The sequence below is a fragment of the Olleya sp. YS genome, assembly GCF_029760915.1.
Taxonomy (GTDB): Bacteria; Bacteroidota; Bacteroidia; order Flavobacteriales; family Flavobacteriaceae; genus Olleya.
On sequence record NZ_CP121685.1, the window covers coordinates 963,360 to 980,738 of the forward strand.

The window sequence follows — 17,379 nt, forward strand, 5'->3', positions numbered from 1 at the left end:
TAGCTAATCAAAATTAGGGTTCAATTTTTGTAATTCAGATTTTAATTCGTCTAAACTCACTTCTTTATAATCAAATTGAAGCTCTGATATTTGTTTAGTTGTAGCATTTTTAACACCTAAAAACAATTTGTCATCAATCATCTTTATGGCTACTAAAATAACTTCTTCATTTACAGCTACAGTACCAAAATCGTAGTTATCATTATTTCTTTTACTTGGCAGAATAGAGTTATAGGATTTAAATACCATTTTGACATCTGCTCCATTTGCATCCTTAATTTTTAGCTTAAATTTTATTGCATTTGTATTGCTTCTAATAAATCGATCGCAATTAATCCAACCTAATTTAGAGCCATAAAACACATACCTAGAAACCGATTTGGCAGTAATAACATTTGTTGAAGTACTATTTACAGAGTCTCTATTTTTTAATTGTGCTTCAAATTTTTTCTCAAAAGATGTTTTATCTTTTACAGTAATAAGACTTGGATTATTTTTTGTGCTTCCTGCTACAGTAAAATTAATAGGTAACCAATAAGGAACAATAACTGCTTTACCTCTTTGTATTCCTGGTTTTAGTTTTGGTATTAATTTTAAAACTCTAATGGCTTCATTGGCTAACTCAGTATTAGCAGCTCTAGCTTGAATATCTACTACGTCTCCATTTGTATCAATTTTAAATGAGGCTCTAATTTTATGTTTTCCTGTTAAATTTAAGTCTTCAGCTAAACTAGTATTAAAGTTTTTCAAGATTAGTTTTGAAAGGGCTTTATCAAAACATTGCTTTTTTTCTGTATTTGTACCTGTATCACAACCAGGAAATACAGGTACTTCTTCTATAATGTTTATTGGTACTTCTACAATCTCTTCTTCTACGAACCTTACCTCGTGGACTTCTGTAGTTGTAGTTGTTGGCTCTACTTGTTTATCTAAAGTCCAGTTAACTCTATCTTTATTTTCCTCACCTAAAAAAAGCTGCATATCTCTTTTTTTACTGTTATTGGAAGAGAATTTGTAACGGATTGAATTACCAGATTTTAACCTTAATTCTTTACCTTTTTTATTAGCTTTTACAAACAACATGCCTCCAGTTTCCAATTGTTTATCATCAGACATAGTAGTTAAATTAGCTAATAACATATCTGATAGTTGATAATATTCTGTAACTTCTATATTAATATTCCCTCTAGCTAATTTACCATTTGTGTCTATAAAACATTTTGCAGGTATGTTTAAAACTGTTCCTTCTTTAAACGTTATTGTTGTTTCTTTTTCGTTATTAATCGTTTTGATTACTGGTTGTTTTTTTACTGAATTGTAAAATGATTTTAAATCTTGTCCTGAAATAATATTTTTATCTTCAACTTGTTTTACAACTGATGATTTTTCTTGAAATTCTTCTTTTTTATCTTCTCTATTATTAATAATTTTTGGTCTTAAACTATCTTTTATTACGATTCTTTTTTTTGTTATTTTTTGTTTGTCATTGTTTATTAAATCAATATTCGTTTCAATTAAATTTTGATTTTTATGTTCTAAATTTGGAGTTGTTTCTGTTTTTAAAAGCAAGTTATAAGTTAAGATTGAAACTAAAACAACAACACTTATTAAACCAATAATTTTAATCCATTTTAATTGAATATAACTAATTTTTGCAGACGTAATTTCAGCTTTAAGCTGTGTGCGTTTTATTCCTTCTAAGATTATTAAATGCTCTTGGTAAACAGTATTAAATTCTGCATCAGTTTTAAGCTTGTTTTCAAAAACTAAAACCTCTGTTTTTGATAATTCTTTATTTAAATATTGATTAATTAAGTCTATATGTTGTGTGTGATTGTCCATGTCTGTCCCGAATTAAGATTGATAATTTTGATGAAAGATGTCTTTTGCTTTTTTCAAGCATTTATACTTCTGGTTTTTAGCAATTTTTTCAGATTTAAATTGCATTGTAACTGCTATCTCTTTAAAAGAAATTCTTTTTAAATAAAATAGCTGAAGTAATTGTTGGCATCGTTCTCCTAATTCGCGAAAGGCGTTTTCGGCAAACCGATATTTTTTTTCTTCTAAAACATGATGAAAATTTGAGACCTCATCATCTTTTAAATCATGAAGCTCTTGGGTAGAAAATTTGTTTTGCATATCCTTCCAAACAAATCTTGATACAGAATATAAATAGGTGTAAAATGAAGCAGTTAACTTAAAGTCTGACTTTTCTAAATTTCGGTTTAAGATAATTAATGCTTCCTGAAATACATCTTGTGCATCAGAAGGTTTTCCTCCTTTAGATAAAACTAATTTCTCTATTCTTGGATATAATCTATAAAGCGCTTTAAAAGCTTTTTGACGTTGTCCTATTTTAAAGAATTCTAATATTTTTTTGTCATTCATAAAATATCTTTATTCTTTAATGGTCAAAACATTAAAAGGTCTCCTCTATTTTTTTGATATTAATTTGACTAATTGTGGATTCCTGCTTTCGCAGGAATGACAAACGTATTAAACGCATTCGATTAAGTGCTGATTACTTAGTATTACTAATTTAAAACCCTCTCTCCTTTTGCAAATACTCGTATGCTTTTTGGACTTGCTTAAATTTATCTTCTGCACCTTTTTTATGCTCGTCTCCTAAATGCTCTACACGATCTGGATGGTATTTTTTAGCCATAGTTCGGTAAGCCTTTTTTATTTGATCTACAGTTGCAGTTTTATTAATTTCTAAAATCTTATACGCATTGTCACTACTGTTATAAAACATAGCTTTAATACTAGTATAATCACGACTACTAATGCCTAAATAATTAGAAATACGGTTAATCTCTGCTTCTTCATCGTCTGTCACCATTTGGTCTGCTTTTGCAATACCAAATAAAAAGTGAAGTAATTGTAAACGCGCTGCATGATCCATCATTTGTTGGATTTGTCTACAAACATCTCTAGTAGATATAGTTTGTTTACTAACACTTTTAAAGAGTTTAAACGCTTTGTTGGCTCTGTCTTTACCATATAATTCTACAAACTTATTACGAACAAAATCCAGCTCGCGTTGGTCTTGACTTCCGTCTGCTTTTATAACTACAGATGCTAAGATTAATAAACTAACTTCAAAGTCTCCAGAAGTGGTTTGAGCACGACGTTGTTGTTGGGTTCTGTAGTTTGGTCTGGTTCTATAATTAGGTTGTCTACGTTGTTGTCTTTGCTGGTTTTTAGGGTTTCCATCACCTAACAAAAAACCGCCTTTACTTGACATGGCATCACCTAAGCTACCTATTGCTAATCCAATAATTGCACCTATTGGTCCACCTAAAGACCAACCTAAAGTGGCACCAATCCATTTTAATCCGCTCATAAATTTTAATCTTATTTTAAAAAGTAAATATACTACTTTGTTAGTACACTTTAAATGGGTTTTGTTACTACTGTTGGTGGATTAGTGCGTTAAGGATTACTCATACATGTTATTTTGAAAGAAATAGTAAGTGCTGCGCAATTGTAACGACATCCTTTTTTGTGCGCGCTTATACGCAAAAAAGATATAGTGAATAGTCTGACCTTATGGCACCATAGTGACATAAGGTAATGTTAAAATATAAATTGCATGGTTTTTGATTATCTTTGCACGAGATAGATTTATAAACATAAAATTACAATATATGTATCCAGCAGAATTAGTAAAACCAATGCGTGAAGACTTAACTAACGTAGGTTTTGAAGAATTACATACAGCAGAAGCAGTAAACGAAGCAATAGCAAAAGAAGGCACGACATTAGTGGTTGTAAACTCGGTTTGTGGTTGTGCAGCAGCTAATGCAAGACCAGGAGCTAGAATGAGTTTGCAAAATGACAAAAAACCATCAAATATTGTGACGGTTTTTGCAGGTGTAGATAAAGAAGCAACAGACCAAGCTAGAGCACACATGGTACCATTTCCTCCAAGCTCACCAAGTATGGCTTTATTTAAAAACGGAGAATTAGTACACATGTTAGAGCGTCATCATATTGAAGGTCGTCCAGCAGAACTAATTGCTGAAAATCTAATTGATGCTTACAACGAGCATTGCTAGAAGACACTAAAAAGTATTTAATTTAAACCACGATTTTTATCGTGGTTTTTTTATTTTTGAATACTATTAATCTTAACCATGAGAAAGCTTTTAGCTTATCCTTTAACTTGTATATATTACCTTTTTTTTGGGTTAAGCTTGCTTGTATTTCATCCCATACAATGGATTTGTTTTAACGTATTTGGTTACCAAGCTCATAAAAAAAGTGTGGATTATTTAAACTTTTGTTTGACACGTTGTTTGCATATTTTAGGGATTAGATTTAGCTTTAAAGTCCCAAAAGACTTGCCTAAAAATGTTCCTATTATCTTAGTTGCAAATCATCAAAGTATGAACGACATACCACCAATAATTTGGTTTATGCGTCGTTTTCATGTAAAATTTGTAAGTAAAAAAGAATTAGGTAAAGGTATACCAAGCGTGTCTTATAATTTACGTCATGGTGGCTCTGTTTTAATAGATAGAAAAAATCCTAAACAAGCTGTTGAGAAAATAAAAGAGATGGCTTATTATATTGAAACCCATAATAGAGGTGTTGTTATTTTCCCAGAAGGTACACGTAGTCGTGATGGTCATCCAAAGCCTTTTCAAACACGTGGTTTAGCAACTTTAATTGAAGCTGCTCCAAATGCTTACATCATCCCATTAACGATTAATAATTCTTGGAAAACGTTGATGTACGGAAAATTCCCAATGGGAATTGGAGCGCATCTAAAATTTAAAGTTCACCAACCCTTAAAAGTGAGTGATTTTGAAACTAAACCCTTGATAGAATTGGTTGAAACTACTATAAAAAATGACATCATCGTTGGATAACAATATACTTATAGAGCATACAAAGCAATTTGTAAAAGACACTTTAAAGGATGCTGAAGGTGGACACGATTGGTTTCACACCCTAAGAGTGTTTAACAATAGCTTACTTATCTCTAAGTATGAGGATGTTGATCTATTAGTGGTTAAACTTGGCGCTTTATTGCATGATATTGCAGATAGCAAATTCCATGATGGAGATAATACTATTGGCCCTAAATTAGCTGGCGAATTTTTGTTGAAACAAAATGTGGACTCAGCAACCATAAACCATGTGATTAAGATTATTGAAAACATCTCATATAGTTCTAATATTGGAAATGCTCAAGCTTTTAAATCTAAAGAACTTGATGTGGTTCAAGATGCTGACCGATTAGATGCTTTGGGTGCTATTGGAATTGCACGTACCTTTAACTATGGTGGATTTAAAAACAGAGCACTTTATAATCCAGAGATTAAACCCAACTTAAAAATGAGTCAGGCTGAATATAAAGGGTCGACTGCGCCAACCATTAATCATTTTTACGAAAAACTACTGCTTTTAAAAGATACAATGAATACCAAAACGGGTAAAAAAATTGCGGAAAAACGTCATGATTATATGGTTGCGTTTTTAAAGCAATTTTTTTCTGAGTGGGACGGTGAAAAATAGTTTAAAATAGCTTTAATTGATTGTCTTTATAGACTTCATGTAAAGATGTATTTAATTTTGGCATGGCTTTATCTTTAAAGTATTTATGTCTTGCCAATTTGACTAAATCATTAATCTGTTTTGCTATTTGACCTTCGCCACGCATACGTGTTCCATAACGAGAATCGTTTAGGTGTCCTCCATGACAATTTTCTATTTGATGTAATACTTTGTCTGCACGATCAGGTAATGTTTTTTTAATCCAATCTGTAAAAATCTCGCCTATTGCGCCATTTAATCTTACGATAGTATGTGCAATACTCAATGCACCTGCTTCACTAACTGCTTTTGCCAATGGTAATACCTCATGACTATTAATGGCTGGTATTAAAGGTGCCAACATTACGTTTACTGGAATGTTATTATCGCTTAACACTTTTACAGTTTCTAACCGTTTTTTTATGGTTGCTGTTCTAGGTTCTAAAATACGTCTTGTGGTTTCTGACAATGACGTGATAGAGATATTGACACTAATTAAATGGTCTTTTGCCAAAGCTTTTAAAAGGTCTAAATCCCTAAGAATTAAACTATTTTTAGTGATGATAGCAACTGGATGTTTATACTTCAAAAACACTTTTAAACATTGTCTAGTAATTTTAAAGTGTTGTTCTGCTGGTTGATAACAATCGGTATTGCCTGACATGACAATGGGTTGTGCTTTCCAACTTTTCTTTTTTAAAAATTGCTCTAATAATTCTGGTGCTTTCTTTTTTACTAAAATACGTCGTTCAAAATCTAATCCTGCACTATAACCCCAAAACTCGTGACTATTCCTTGCGTAACAATAGATGCAACCATGCTCGCATCCTTGATACATATTCATGCAATACGCCATACCAACATCTGGACTGGTCACTTTATTGACAATTGTTTTTGGAAAGACTTCTAGATATTGAGTCTTATTTTTATCTGCTTGCTCACCTTCTTTTTCGCAGTATTCTAAAAAATCATCACGCTGTTCGTGAGTCAATTCAAAAAAACGATTATGCGTATTAAGCTGCGCACCTCTTCCTTTTATCTTTGAATTATTTAACATATTTGTGAATTTTTGTAAAATTACAAATAATACTTATCAAAAATTAAATTATAATTTTGTGTTATTAACAAAAAAAGCTTCAATGTATAATTGAAGCTTTTATAATTGGTTGGTATAATTTTTACTACTCTAACACAGGAGTTACTGTATAACCAGCTTTTTTTAGTAGATTAATAACGCCTTGTTCTCCTCCTAAATGTCCTGCTCCTACTGCATAAAAAACAGCGTCTTCTTTTGAATATTCTGCAAATTTAGGTATCCAGTTATTGTTTCTGTCATCTAAAAATAATTTCATTGCTTCAATATCTCCATCCATATAATCATCCATATAATCATACATACCATCAACATCTTCTGCTAAATATAAGTCCAATAACTTTTGGTAAGTATCTGCATTTTTCTCTGGATCTTCAATCATTTCAATAAATTTATCTAGTTGCTCATCGTATGGCTCAGCTTCAAAAATATTGACTTGATCTGCAAATGTTTCTAATCCTTCCATATCTTTTTCAGCTTGCTTTGTCATTTCTATAAATGTCATTTCGTAGCTAGCTACTTCTTCTTCTATAGATGCAGTCATTATTACAGACATTAACATAAAAGGTTTAAACTTATTATAATTAGCCATACCAACTCCTGTTTTTTCTTTTAGATAGTTGTCTAGAATAACATACTCGTCATCATCCAAATATGACTTTAGCTCTTCACCTTCTTTTAAAAAGGCATTTTTCATGACATCTGCACTAAAACTTGGATCTGCCATATCAATCTCTAAAGCTACTTTATCACATTTATCAAAAGCATTCTTTACTTTATTTGAAATTTTAAAGTCCTTTTTTGGTAATAAATGAATAGTCCCAAAAAGATATGAGGTTTTAATACTATCTCCTTCTATCTTCCAAAGATTAGTATTTGGATTGTCCTGTGCATTTAAATTAAATATAGCTACAACAGCTAAAAATAATGTTACTATTAATTGTTTTAAATTTTTCATAATTATATGGTTTAAAGTATTAGTGTTTATATTAAAATGTTTGTTACAAATTCTACTAGTAATTTTGTTATTGTTATCATTATTTTAGATTTAGAAATATATTTCTTGTATTAGATATATTGCAATTCCAGCTACTAAGCCTATACAGAATTTAATTATCTGAATTCGATTTGAGTTTTTAATTTTCATTTTTACTATTATTAGTGTTATTTATAGATACTGACTTGCGTTGACCTTTGTCAATAAAGTCTAAAGTTATCAGGTTAAAATCTTTTATTCCTTTGACTTTGCTTTGCAAAAGTTTGTCAATACGTTTTACTTCATTGTTAAAATCAAGATAAGTGCAGTCTGTTAATTGGTATTCTGCTTTTTCAGTAGAAAATCCATCATTCCAACTATATTGTAATCCTAAACTGTATAATGATTGTGTTACTTCTTTACAATCACAATTTTCATTTAATACGGTTAAAATGTCTTCTGCTACTTTACTTCCCTTTTTTTGGTTATCGTAAAATCCTTTTATGATTGATACTGTTAGTATTGAAATGAAAATTGATATAAAAAATGTTTTCTTGTGTTTTAATGCTTCCATAATTTTGTGTGTTAATTGGTTGTTATTTCTGAAGTCAAAGTACCTTCAAAAAAAACCATAAAACAAGAGAAGCTTCCCTAGTTTTAGAAAAATAGGGTTGTAAAAAATAATTATAACTAATTGATAAACAGTTGTTTAAAATGAATTCTCAAAAATTACTTACTACAAAGAATAGCAAGCCCTAAATTTATAAATTTAGGGTAAAATCAGAGTGATTTAAGCTAAAGCTTTAAGCTGTTTGATATAAAAAGAAGGGTTTAAATCGGTATGCTGCTTAAAGTATTTTGTAAACGAATCTGCACTTTTATAACCTAATTCTTCTGCTATAGATTGAATAGAAAAAGAACGAAATCTACTATCTTCTTTTAACCTAATTATTGCATAATTAATACGCAGATCGTTTATGTAAGTATTAAAATTTTTCTGGTAATGCGCATTTATAACTTTAGATAAATACGAGGTGTTTGTCTTAATTTTTTTAGCCACATTATAAGAGTTGCACTCTTTTTTTAAAAAGTATTCTTGCTCTTCAAGTTTTAGTAAACCTTCTAAAATTTGCTGTTTTACTTCTTCATTTACTTCTGTAGAAGTACTTTCGTCTAAAACCTCATCTTTAGTATCGACTATTTTAGTATTGCTATCTGAAGTATTGAATTTACTTAGTAATTCCTGAAATTTAATTTCGTTTTGCTTTTTATTTCTGTAGAATTTTAAAAGAAAAAACAATAACGCTAAGATGACTATTGATGCCACTAAAGCCAAGTATTTTAGATAGTTTCCTTTTTTATTGCTTTCAGATTTAATAGCATCTAATTCTGCTTTAAATGATTTTAATTCTTCATTTTTAAAAGAAGAAATTACTGTGTCTTGAATTTTACTAAACTCTTCAGTTGTATGGATGTATTTTTCAAAATAGAAGTTTGATTTTTCAATATTACCAGTATGCTTATATGCTTTAGCTAACAGTTTGTAATGATCATCCATAAATCCTTCTTCCTCCTGTCTTACGCCATAATCATGCGCTCCTTTTTCTAAAACAGAAATTGCTTTATCATACTGCTTAAGACCCATGTAAGCACGTCCATAACATCCAGAATACAACAAACTATCGCCTTTACTAAGTGGTAAACAATAGGTTTTTGAAATTTCGAAATTTGATATTGCTTGTTTAAAATTATTATACAACAAATCAACTTCTCCTTTTGTTCTATAAAATGCTTTAGACAAACAACTGTCTTTTACTAATTCATTAATATTTATTGCTTCATCAATATAGGCTTTGGCAGAATCCTTTTGTTTAGAGTTAATGTAAGAACGACTAATAAAATATAAAGATGAAATCTCTGCGCTTAATCTTCTATCTTCATTATTTGAGTCTCCTATTTGTGTTTGTCCTCTATTTAATTTTAAAGCTTCCTTTTGATATGATAATGCTTTTTCATGATCGCCAATTACAGACTTTACATATCCTAACTGCGTTAAAATTATGCTTTGAAACTTATAGTTATTAATTGATTTTGCAATATTTAAAGCTTTAGTATACTTCTCTATAGATTTACCCCAAATACCCTGAAAAAAATATGTGTTAGCTAACACATAAAAGTTTTGTAATACATGGTCTTGTAAATCATATTTTGCAGCAAGCTCAAGTATCCTTTCCTCTTCTGTTTTAAAATCTCCAAAATTTCTATCTAAAATATTAGCATGAATATATTTAGCTAAACCAGATATTTCTTCTTTTGGATTAGCTTCTTTTTTTGCTTTGCTTATATAGTAAAGCGTAACTTCTTTTGCTAAATCAGCATCAGTTTGAAAAGTTTTATTTATTAAGTCTGATAGCTCTTCATAACTCTTTAATGAAAGAGAATCTGTCTCTTGAGCAGAAAGCGTAGTAATAAAAAAAAGAAATAAAAAGGTAAACCTCATTAATTAAAGGATTGTCAATAATTATATAACATTGAAATTATTTTCCAGGAAAATCCGCCTTTCGTTTTTCTAAAAATGCAGTAGTCCCTTCTTTAAAATCTTCGGTTCCAAAGCAGTCTCCAAATTGATCGATTTCTACTTTAAAGCCATCCACTCCATCTTTATAATTAGCATTTATAGCTTTTATTGCTTTGCTAATGGCTACTGAAGAATTACGCATAATTTTACCAGCTATTTTTTCTGCTAATGGTAATAATTCGTCTTGTGCTACAACATGATTAACTAAACCATAGTTTAAAGCTGTTTGTGCATCTATCATACCTGCTGTCATTACTAGTTCCATAGCACGACCTTTACCTACTAATTGTGGTAGACGTTGTGTACCTCCATATCCAGGTATGACTCCTAAACTAACTTCTGGTAAACCCATTTTTGCGTTGTCACTTGCCACTCTAAAATGACAAGCCATAGCCAATTCTAATCCACCACCAAGTGCAAAACCATTAACTGCTGCAATAACTGGAGTGCTTAAATTTTCGACAAAATCAAACAATAGTTCTTGACCTTTTGCTGCTAGTTTTCCGCCATTTTCCACACTAAAATTAGCAAACTCGCTTATATCTGCTCCTGCTACAAATGCTTTTTCGCCACTACCAGTTACGATTATTACTTTGGTGTTTTTATCTTTATTAGCAGTATCAAATGCGCTGTGTAATTCTTCAATAGTAGCTTTATTTAAAGCATTTAATTTTGAAGGTCTATTAATAGTAATGGTTGTTATTCCATTTTGGGATGCTGTAAGTATGTTTTCGTAATTCATTGAGTTTGTATTTTATAAAAACGTATCATTTATTCTTGCCTACGCAAGACATTATTGCTTAGGAAAAGTAACTGTAAACGTTGTGCCTTGTCCTTCTTCAGACACAAAGGTAATTGTTCCTTGGTAAGTTTCCACAATATTTTTAACCATTGCTAACCCAAGACCCATTCCGCTTGATTTAGTTGTAAATTTAGGTTCAAAGACTTTGGGTTTATTTTCGTCAGTAATCCCTTTTCCATTATCTGAAATAGTTATAATTACATCATTATCTTTTTCTGAAACGGTCACGACTAAATTAGGCGTTTTATCTTCAGGTATGGCTTGAATCCCGTTTTTAACCAAATTAGTTACCACTCTAATTAATTGTGTTCTATCAAACTTGGCAATAATCTCTTCTTTTTCTGGCTGAAATATGATATAATCTTCATTAAAAATATCTAGCGCTAAATCTATAATTTTAACCACATTAAGGGTTTCGTTTTGTTGTGCTGGCATTTTAGCAAAGTTGGAAAACGCACTTGCTATAGAGCTCATGGTATCTATTTGCTGTATTAACGTTTTACTGTATTCATCTAACTTCTGAACAATATTTGGGTCTTGTGGATCAAACTTACGCTGAAAACTCTGCACAGTTAATCGCATTGGTGTTAATGGATTTTTAATCTCGTGTGCCACTTGTTTTGCCATTTCTCTCCATGCTTGTTCACGCTCGCTTTTGGCTAATTTTACAGCACTTTCTTCTAATTGGTCAATCATACTGTTGTACGATTTTACTAATGTAGAAATTTCTTCAGTAGTACTTTCTATTTCAATTTTTTGATTGCGTTTTTCTAAACGCGTTTGATTCATTTTATCACTAATTGTTTTTAGAGTTCGAGTGATATATTTTGATAAAAAATAGGCTAATGCAATTGCTGTTACAAGCATTAAAATATAAGTATAGCCTAAACGTTCAAAAAACTCGTTAAGCTCTCTAGACAGGAAATCGTCATTTTCTAAATAAGGTAAATTTAAAATAGCCAGAGGTTTAAACTTAGGGTCTGTTATGTATGTATAAGATGATCTAAAGTTTTCACCTTTTTCTTCACGTAATTCAACAAATTTATGCCCAGATGTATTAGATAACTTATTTAATATTTCAGCTTTAATACAAGTTTCAACAGTGTCTTGTGGCAAACTTGCTTTAGAGGAGATTAATAGTGTTCCTTCTAAATCGTATAGGTTAACTTTAAGACCATGGATATCTGCTATTTTATAAATTTCGTCTTTAAAAATTAATGGTAATTTTTCAGGAATCACTTCAAACGTTGTCTCTCTAATAACAAAATCTAGGTGACGTTTGATGTTTTTTTCTTTACGCTCTAATCGCTGTTGATGGTAGTCTTGGGTTTCTTCACTGTATTGATAAGCTGCCACTAAAGCAATTAAAATGGAGGCTAACAGCACCAAAAAAATCATAGCAAAAAAGATGCGAAGTCGTAAAGAGAGTTTTGTTATTTTCATTGCTTAAATATAGCAATAATCAAACCAAAATATAAAGCAAATAGGGTTTTAAGCATTTGGGTTTTTATCGCGAATGCGTTTATATAATTTAAACCCTAACATTAAAAGCAATCCTAAAACTAAAATACCCACTACACCAAACACCCAATTGATAGCACTTTTAAGTATGACTAAAAAAACAACTGCAAACAGTATAAATGTAGCACCTTCGTTATATAAACGCATAAAATTAGAGGTTTTCTTAACTACATCGTTTTGTAATTGTTTAAAAAATATATGAGTTTGATACTGATAAATAAAGAGCAACAACACAAATCCTAATTTTACATGCATCCAAGGTTGTTGTAACCAAAAGGGTTGTAAAATTAATAACCAAACCGCGAAGATAGTTGCTAAAATGGCACTTGGCCAAGTAATAATATACCACAAGCGTTTGGTCATAAGTTTAAGTTGATGTCCTAGAATGTCTTTATCTGGTAAGGGTTTATGAAACGCTTCTATTTGATATACAAATAGCCTAGGAATATAGAACAAACCTGCAAACCAAGTGACTACAAATATTAGGTGTAACGCTTTTATGTAATTGTAATATTCCATTAGTCTTCTATAAATAAGTAGTTTAATTGCTTAGCGTTAAATGCTGAGTTAAAAGCACTAATTTCATCACTAATAATTTTATTGAACACCTCTAATTGCTCGTTGATTTTTAAAGTCAATTCGTTTTTAACAGCTATATCTTGCTCTGTTGGTGCAAAATCACCCATTCTTACTAATGAGTTTAAATGTCCTAATTTATTAGTTAACCTAATCGGAAAATTTAAAGGATCCTGACCACTTCTGTTTTTAGTTTGGTATAAGGCTTCTTCTATTTTGGTGAATTGCTCTTTCAAACTTTTCGCTTTGTCTACTAAGTCTTTCAAATTATCGTCGTCTTTGTATTGGGCTTCAAAAGCAGATAATTGCTCGCTTACACGCCTCATTTTTTTAATGGCTTTATGTGCATTATCAATAGTTTGGTTTATATCTTTAATAAACATAAACTGTTGCTCCATATCGCTTTGCGTACTCTCTGCATTAGGGTTAGCAACAATTGTAAAAGGTTGTGCAGTACTAGTTCCATTAATATTTAAAGCGACTTTATAAGTCCCAGGAATTGCTCTTGGACCATCTAAACTTGCCCACCACAATATCATTCCATCTAATTTTTCTGCTCCTTCATACGTCATATCCCAAATAAATTGGTTAAGTCCTTTTTTTACTTCTAATTTATCTTTCTTTTTGTTTGTAGTCGAAACGGTTTTTATGGTGTCTCCCTTAGAATCAAAATAAGTTAGAGATACTTCATCTTCTGGTTTGTAATTTTTTAAATTGAAATAGGTTATCACACCATTTGGATGGTTAGTTCCTTTAGTATTACTGTTTTTAGAAAAACCGCCTCGCATCCTGTACGTTGGTTTTGGTTGAAACAATTTAACATCAGAAGAATTAGATTTTGATAGCTGATGAATCACTGATAAATCATCTAATATCCACAAGCTACGACCTTGAGTAGCAACTATTAAATTATTATCCTTTATAGTTAAATCGGTTATTGGAACAATTGGTAAATTTAGCTGAAGTGATTGCCAGTTTTTACCATCATTAAAAGACACATACATACCTGTTTCTGTTCCTGCATATAATAACCCTTTCTGTTTTGGGTCTTCACGAAGCACTCGTGTAAAATGTTCATTTTGAATACCATTAGTTATCTTTTTCCAGCTTTTACCATAGTCTGTTGTCTTATATAAATAAGGTGTGAAATCGCCAGTTTTATATTTTGTTCCTGCAACATAGCAGGTTCCAGCATCAAAAGCACTAGGCTCAATACTGTTAATCATCATCCAATCTGGCATTCCTCTTGGTGTGACGTTCTCCCAGTTGTTTCCTCCATCTTTAGTAACATGGATTAGTCCATCATCACTTCCTACCCAAAGTAAACCTTCGGTTATTGGTGATTCTTGCGCTGCAAAAATGGTACAATAATACTCTACAGACGTATTATCTTGAGTAATTGGACCACCAGAAGATTTTAATTTTTCTGGATCGTTTCTTGTTAAATCTGGACTAATAATATTCCAAGATTGTCCTTCATTTTCAGTAACATGAACATGCTGAGAAAAGGTGTATAATCGATTTGGATTATGCTTAGAAAATATAATAGGAAAATTCCATTGAAAACGATATTTCATCCCTTCTGCACCATGACCCATTGGGTTATCTGGCCAAACATTAATGGCTCTAACGGTTCCTGTTCTGTGATTTTTTCTAGTTAAAAATCCATCATAACTTCCTCCATACACAATGTCATTATCTTCTGGGTCTATCGCGATGTGAGCAGATTCTCCTCCAGCTGTAGGTTCCCAATCGTCTTCAGAAATTGACCAGCCTTCTGTACGATGCGGAATTCTGATTGTAGAATTATCCTGTTGCGCTGCATAAATACGATATGGAAAGTGATTGTCTGTAGTTACTCTATAAAACTGAGACGTTGGCTGGTTATGATATGTGCTCCAAGTGTCTCCTCCATCATAGGTGACTTGTGCACCACCATCATCTCCAATAATCATTCTATTTGGGTCTTCTGGTGCAATCCATAAATCATGATGATCTCCGTGAGGTGCATTGTAGGTTTCAAAAGATTTTCCACCATCTGTACTTTTATGATAGCGCACATTTAAAACATAAACCACATCGACATCTTTTGTATCTGCATATACACGAGTATAATACCATGCACGCTGACGTAATTTGCGCTCGCTATTAACTTGCTTCCAAGTTGTTCCTCCATCATCACTTCTGTACAAACCACCTTTGTCTTTGTTTTCAATAATGGCCCAAACACGTTGATTGTTTAATGGCGAAACTGTTACACCAATAATACCCAAAGTACCTTCAGGAAATCCTTCATTATTAGAAATTTCAGTCCAAGTTTCACCTTTATCAGTACTTTTCCACAACGCAGAACCTTCTCCTCCTGAACTTAAACTGTATGGTGTACGTTGCACACGCCAAGTTGATGCGTATAAAATTCTAGGATTTGTTGGGTCTATTATTAAATCTACAACACCTGCTTGATTATTTACAAATAGTGTTTGTTTCCAAGTTTTTCCTCCATCAGTACTTTTATAAATACCTCGTTCTTGAGTTGGTTTGTAAATATTACCTAAAACACCTGCATAAACGGTATTAAAATCAGTTGGGTCAATAGCAATTCTTGGAATATGTCTTGAGTTTTTTAATCCAACAGATTCCCAAGATTGTCCAGCATCTACACTTTTAAAAACACCATATCCAGAGGATACATTACCACGAACTGTTTTTTCTCCTCCTCCAACATACATGACATTTGGATCGCTTTTTGCTACTGCTATTGCACCAATGCTTCCTCCAAAAAACCCGTCAGAGATATTGTCCCAACTGCGTCCACCATCTAAGGTTTTCCAGATGCCTCCACCTGTAGATCCAAAATAATATAGGTTTGGTTGATTGGGTACACCAGTTACTGCTGCACTTCTTCCTCCTCGAAATGGACCAAGTAATCTGTATTCTAAACCAGAATAATCAGATTCTGTAACGGTTTGTGCAATGGATACTGATGAAATTCCTATTAAAAAAAGAAAAAATAGCGATTGGAAAGTTTTCATTATAAGCTTGAATTAGATTGCAAAAAGTAAAAATACGGATTAAACCTTATGCTTAAAAACCTAATGTATACTTAAATGAAAAATTATACTTCTACTGTGTTTTTTGACCATTCATTAATACGATTAGCTAAAAACGCCACCCAATTATCATCAGTATTTAAGCATGGAATAGTTGTAAATTCTTTCCCACCTACTTCGTGGAAAATTTCTTCGCCTTCCATAGCAATTTCTTCTAGGGTTTCTAAACAATCACTAACAAAAGCTGGAGTTACAATTGCCATATTTTTGATTCCGCTTTTTCCTAGTCGCTCAATAGTGCGATCTGTGTAGGGTTGTAACCATGGATCAAACCCTAATCTTGATTGGAATGAGGTTGAATAGGTGTTGTCTTCTAAATTAAGATACTCTGCAACCAAGCGTGTCACTTCTTTGCATTGGTGTTTATAACAAAACTCATGAGCTATACTTGGTGTTTTACAACACACACAATCTATTTTATCACTTGGTTTACAATGTGAATTTGTTATGTCGCTTTTTCTAATATGACGCTCTGGAACACCATGATATGAGAACAATAAATGCTCATAAGTCTTACCTGCTAATGATTTTTTAATAGATTCTGACAGTGCTTTTATGTACTCTGGATTATTGTAAAACGCTGGTAAGCTTTCAATATTAAGATTCGGAAAATGTTCTTGACGTACTTCTTCTGCTAGTACCAAAATAGTTTCTGTAGTTGCCATAGCAAATTGTGGATATAACGGAATTAAAAACACCTCTTCAACTCCTTTATCTACCAATTCCTGTAAACCTTTTTTAATAGTCATACTACCATAACGCATGGCTAATGCAACTGGATAGTCTACTTTTTCTTGAACTTTGTCTTGCAATTGTTCGCTTAAAATAATTAGAGGAGAACCCTCTTCCCACCAAATTTTTTTATAAGCCTCTGCGCTTTGCTTTGGTCGTGTATTTAATATAATACCTTTAACTAGTAATGTTCTTGCCCAAAACGGAACATCGATAACTCGAGGATCCATTAAAAATTCTCCTAAATATTTTTTTACATCTTTAGGTTCTGGACTGTCTGGTGAACCCAAGTTAACTAGTAATACGCCTTTTTTCATATTTTTTCCTTTTCAAAAAGCAAAAATACAACTCTAAATTATAATATGTAAGAAACTTAAAAGTTTGATTATACTTATAGTCTATTATTAGATAATCAAAACCTTTCAGTTAAAATTAAGTTTAATATAT

General features: G+C 31.6%; 15 protein-coding genes. 3 read left to right on the forward strand and 12 right to left on the reverse strand.

What is annotated here, in order from left to right; all coding sequences use genetic code 11:
• Window positions 1-3: 3 nt before the first annotated feature.
• The 3 genes from Ollyesu_RS04505 to Ollyesu_RS04515 form a co-directional block, all read right to left on the reverse strand.
• Window positions 4-1,842, reverse strand: a complete 1,839-nt coding sequence (locus tag Ollyesu_RS04505) for an energy transducer TonB (protein ID WP_279302606.1) — start codon at window positions 1,840-1,842, stop codon at window positions 4-6.
• Window positions 1,843-1,854: 12 nt separating this feature from the next.
• Window positions 1,855-2,388, reverse strand: coding sequence for a sigma-70 family RNA polymerase sigma factor (locus Ollyesu_RS04510; RefSeq protein WP_279302607.1), 534 nt, complete (start codon window positions 2,386-2,388; stop codon window positions 1,855-1,857).
• Between the two features lie 151 nt (window positions 2,389-2,539).
• Entirely contained in the window at window positions 2,540-3,346 is an 807-nt protein-coding gene (locus tag Ollyesu_RS04515; protein ID WP_279302608.1) for a molecular chaperone DjiA, read from the reverse strand.
• A 304-nt stretch (window positions 3,347-3,650) separates the two neighbouring features.
• Here Ollyesu_RS04515 and Ollyesu_RS04520 point away from each other — a divergent pair, with 304 nt between their 5' ends.
• From Ollyesu_RS04520 to Ollyesu_RS04530, 3 genes are all read left to right on the forward strand, one after another.
• Window positions 3,651-4,061 (forward strand): BrxA/BrxB family bacilliredoxin, encoded by a 411-nt coding sequence (locus Ollyesu_RS04520; RefSeq protein ID WP_279302609.1) that lies wholly within the window; start codon window positions 3,651-3,653, stop codon window positions 4,059-4,061.
• Window positions 4,062-4,139: 78 nt separating this feature from the next.
• On the forward strand, window positions 4,140-4,877 hold the full coding sequence (locus Ollyesu_RS04525) for a lysophospholipid acyltransferase family protein (protein WP_279302610.1): 738 nt from the start codon (window positions 4,140-4,142) through the stop codon (window positions 4,875-4,877).
• Window positions 4,858-5,526, forward strand: coding sequence for an HD domain-containing protein (locus Ollyesu_RS04530; protein WP_279302611.1), 669 nt, complete (start codon window positions 4,858-4,860; stop codon window positions 5,524-5,526). The genes Ollyesu_RS04525 and Ollyesu_RS04530 overlap by 20 nt, the downstream gene beginning before the upstream one ends.
• A 1-nt stretch (window position 5,527) precedes the next feature.
• Here Ollyesu_RS04530 and Ollyesu_RS04535 read toward each other — a convergent pair whose 3' ends face one another.
• The 9 genes from Ollyesu_RS04535 to hemH all read right to left on the reverse strand — a co-directional run bounded on the left by Ollyesu_RS04535 (window position 5,528) and on the right by hemH (window position 17,249).
• The gene (locus tag Ollyesu_RS04535) at window positions 5,528-6,601 is read right to left on the reverse strand and encodes a PA0069 family radical SAM protein (protein WP_279302612.1); all 1,074 of its coding nucleotides are present in this window, start codon (window positions 6,599-6,601) and stop codon (window positions 5,528-5,530) included.
• A 124-nt stretch (window positions 6,602-6,725) separates the two neighbouring features.
• A complete protein-coding gene (locus Ollyesu_RS04540; RefSeq protein WP_279302613.1) occupies window positions 6,726-7,595 on the reverse strand; it encodes a TraB/GumN family protein in 870 nt (289 codons plus the stop codon).
• A 178-nt stretch (window positions 7,596-7,773) separates the two neighbouring features.
• Window positions 7,774-8,187: a hypothetical protein gene (locus Ollyesu_RS04545; protein WP_279302614.1), complete on the reverse strand. Its 414-nt coding sequence runs from the start codon at window positions 8,185-8,187 to the stop codon at window positions 7,774-7,776.
• Window positions 8,188-8,403: 216 nt separating this feature from the next.
• Window positions 8,404-10,113, reverse strand: coding sequence for an AraC family transcriptional regulator (locus tag Ollyesu_RS04550; protein ID WP_279302615.1), 1,710 nt, complete (start codon window positions 10,111-10,113; stop codon window positions 8,404-8,406).
• Window positions 10,114-10,150: 37 nt separating this feature from the next.
• On the reverse strand, window positions 10,151-10,933 hold the full coding sequence (locus tag Ollyesu_RS04555; RefSeq protein WP_279302616.1) for an enoyl-CoA hydratase-related protein: 783 nt from the start codon (window positions 10,931-10,933) through the stop codon (window positions 10,151-10,153).
• Window positions 10,934-10,984: 51 nt separating this feature from the next.
• Window positions 10,985-12,436 (reverse strand): HAMP domain-containing sensor histidine kinase, encoded by a 1,452-nt coding sequence (locus Ollyesu_RS04560; RefSeq protein ID WP_279302617.1) that lies wholly within the window; start codon window positions 12,434-12,436, stop codon window positions 10,985-10,987.
• A 48-nt stretch (window positions 12,437-12,484) separates the two neighbouring features.
• Window positions 12,485-13,033, reverse strand: coding sequence for a CopD family protein (locus Ollyesu_RS04565; protein WP_279302618.1), 549 nt, complete (start codon window positions 13,031-13,033; stop codon window positions 12,485-12,487).
• The gene (locus Ollyesu_RS04570; protein ID WP_279302619.1) at window positions 13,033-16,122 is read right to left on the reverse strand and encodes a glycosyl hydrolase; all 3,090 of its coding nucleotides are present in this window, start codon (window positions 16,120-16,122) and stop codon (window positions 13,033-13,035) included. The genes Ollyesu_RS04565 and Ollyesu_RS04570 overlap by 1 nt, the downstream gene beginning before the upstream one ends.
• A gap of 83 nt (window positions 16,123-16,205) precedes the next feature.
• Entirely contained in the window at window positions 16,206-17,249 is a 1,044-nt protein-coding gene (hemH, locus tag Ollyesu_RS04575; RefSeq protein ID WP_279302620.1) for a ferrochelatase, read from the reverse strand.
• Window positions 17,250-17,379: the final 130 nt, after the last annotated feature.

Bases quoted from the DNA above. Each gene is read 5' to 3' on its own strand.
- Ollyesu_RS04505 (WP_279302606.1), bottom strand. From the start codon at position 1,842: ATGGACAATCACACACAACATATAGACTTAATTAATCAATATTTAAAT.
- Ollyesu_RS04510 (WP_279302607.1), bottom strand. From the start codon at position 2,388: ATGAATGACAAAAAAATATTAGAATTCTTTAAAATAGGACAACGTCAA.
- Ollyesu_RS04515 (WP_279302608.1), bottom strand. From the start codon at position 3,346: ATGAGCGGATTAAAATGGATTGGTGCCACTTTAGGTTGGTCTTTAGGT.
- Ollyesu_RS04520 (WP_279302609.1), top strand. From the start codon at position 3,651: ATGTATCCAGCAGAATTAGTAAAACCAATGCGTGAAGACTTAACTAAC.
- Ollyesu_RS04525 (WP_279302610.1), top strand. From the start codon at position 4,140: ATGAGAAAGCTTTTAGCTTATCCTTTAACTTGTATATATTACCTTTTT.
- Ollyesu_RS04530 (WP_279302611.1), top strand. From the start codon at position 4,858: ATGACATCATCGTTGGATAACAATATACTTATAGAGCATACAAAGCAA.
- Ollyesu_RS04535 (WP_279302612.1), bottom strand. From the start codon at position 6,601: ATGTTAAATAATTCAAAGATAAAAGGAAGAGGTGCGCAGCTTAATACG.
- Ollyesu_RS04540 (WP_279302613.1), bottom strand. From the start codon at position 7,595: ATGAAAAATTTAAAACAATTAATAGTAACATTATTTTTAGCTGTTGTA.
- Ollyesu_RS04545 (WP_279302614.1), bottom strand. From the start codon at position 8,187: ATGGAAGCATTAAAACACAAGAAAACATTTTTTATATCAATTTTCATT.
- Ollyesu_RS04550 (WP_279302615.1), bottom strand. From the start codon at position 10,113: ATGAGGTTTACCTTTTTATTTCTTTTTTTTATTACTACGCTTTCTGCT.
- Ollyesu_RS04555 (WP_279302616.1), bottom strand. From the start codon at position 10,933: ATGAATTACGAAAACATACTTACAGCATCCCAAAATGGAATAACAACC.
- Ollyesu_RS04560 (WP_279302617.1), bottom strand. From the start codon at position 12,436: ATGAAAATAACAAAACTCTCTTTACGACTTCGCATCTTTTTTGCTATG.
- Ollyesu_RS04565 (WP_279302618.1), bottom strand. From the start codon at position 13,033: ATGGAATATTACAATTACATAAAAGCGTTACACCTAATATTTGTAGTC.
- Ollyesu_RS04570 (WP_279302619.1), bottom strand. From the start codon at position 16,122: ATGAAAACTTTCCAATCGCTATTTTTTCTTTTTTTAATAGGAATTTCA.
- hemH (WP_279302620.1), bottom strand. From the start codon at position 17,249: ATGAAAAAAGGCGTATTACTAGTTAACTTGGGTTCACCAGACAGTCCA.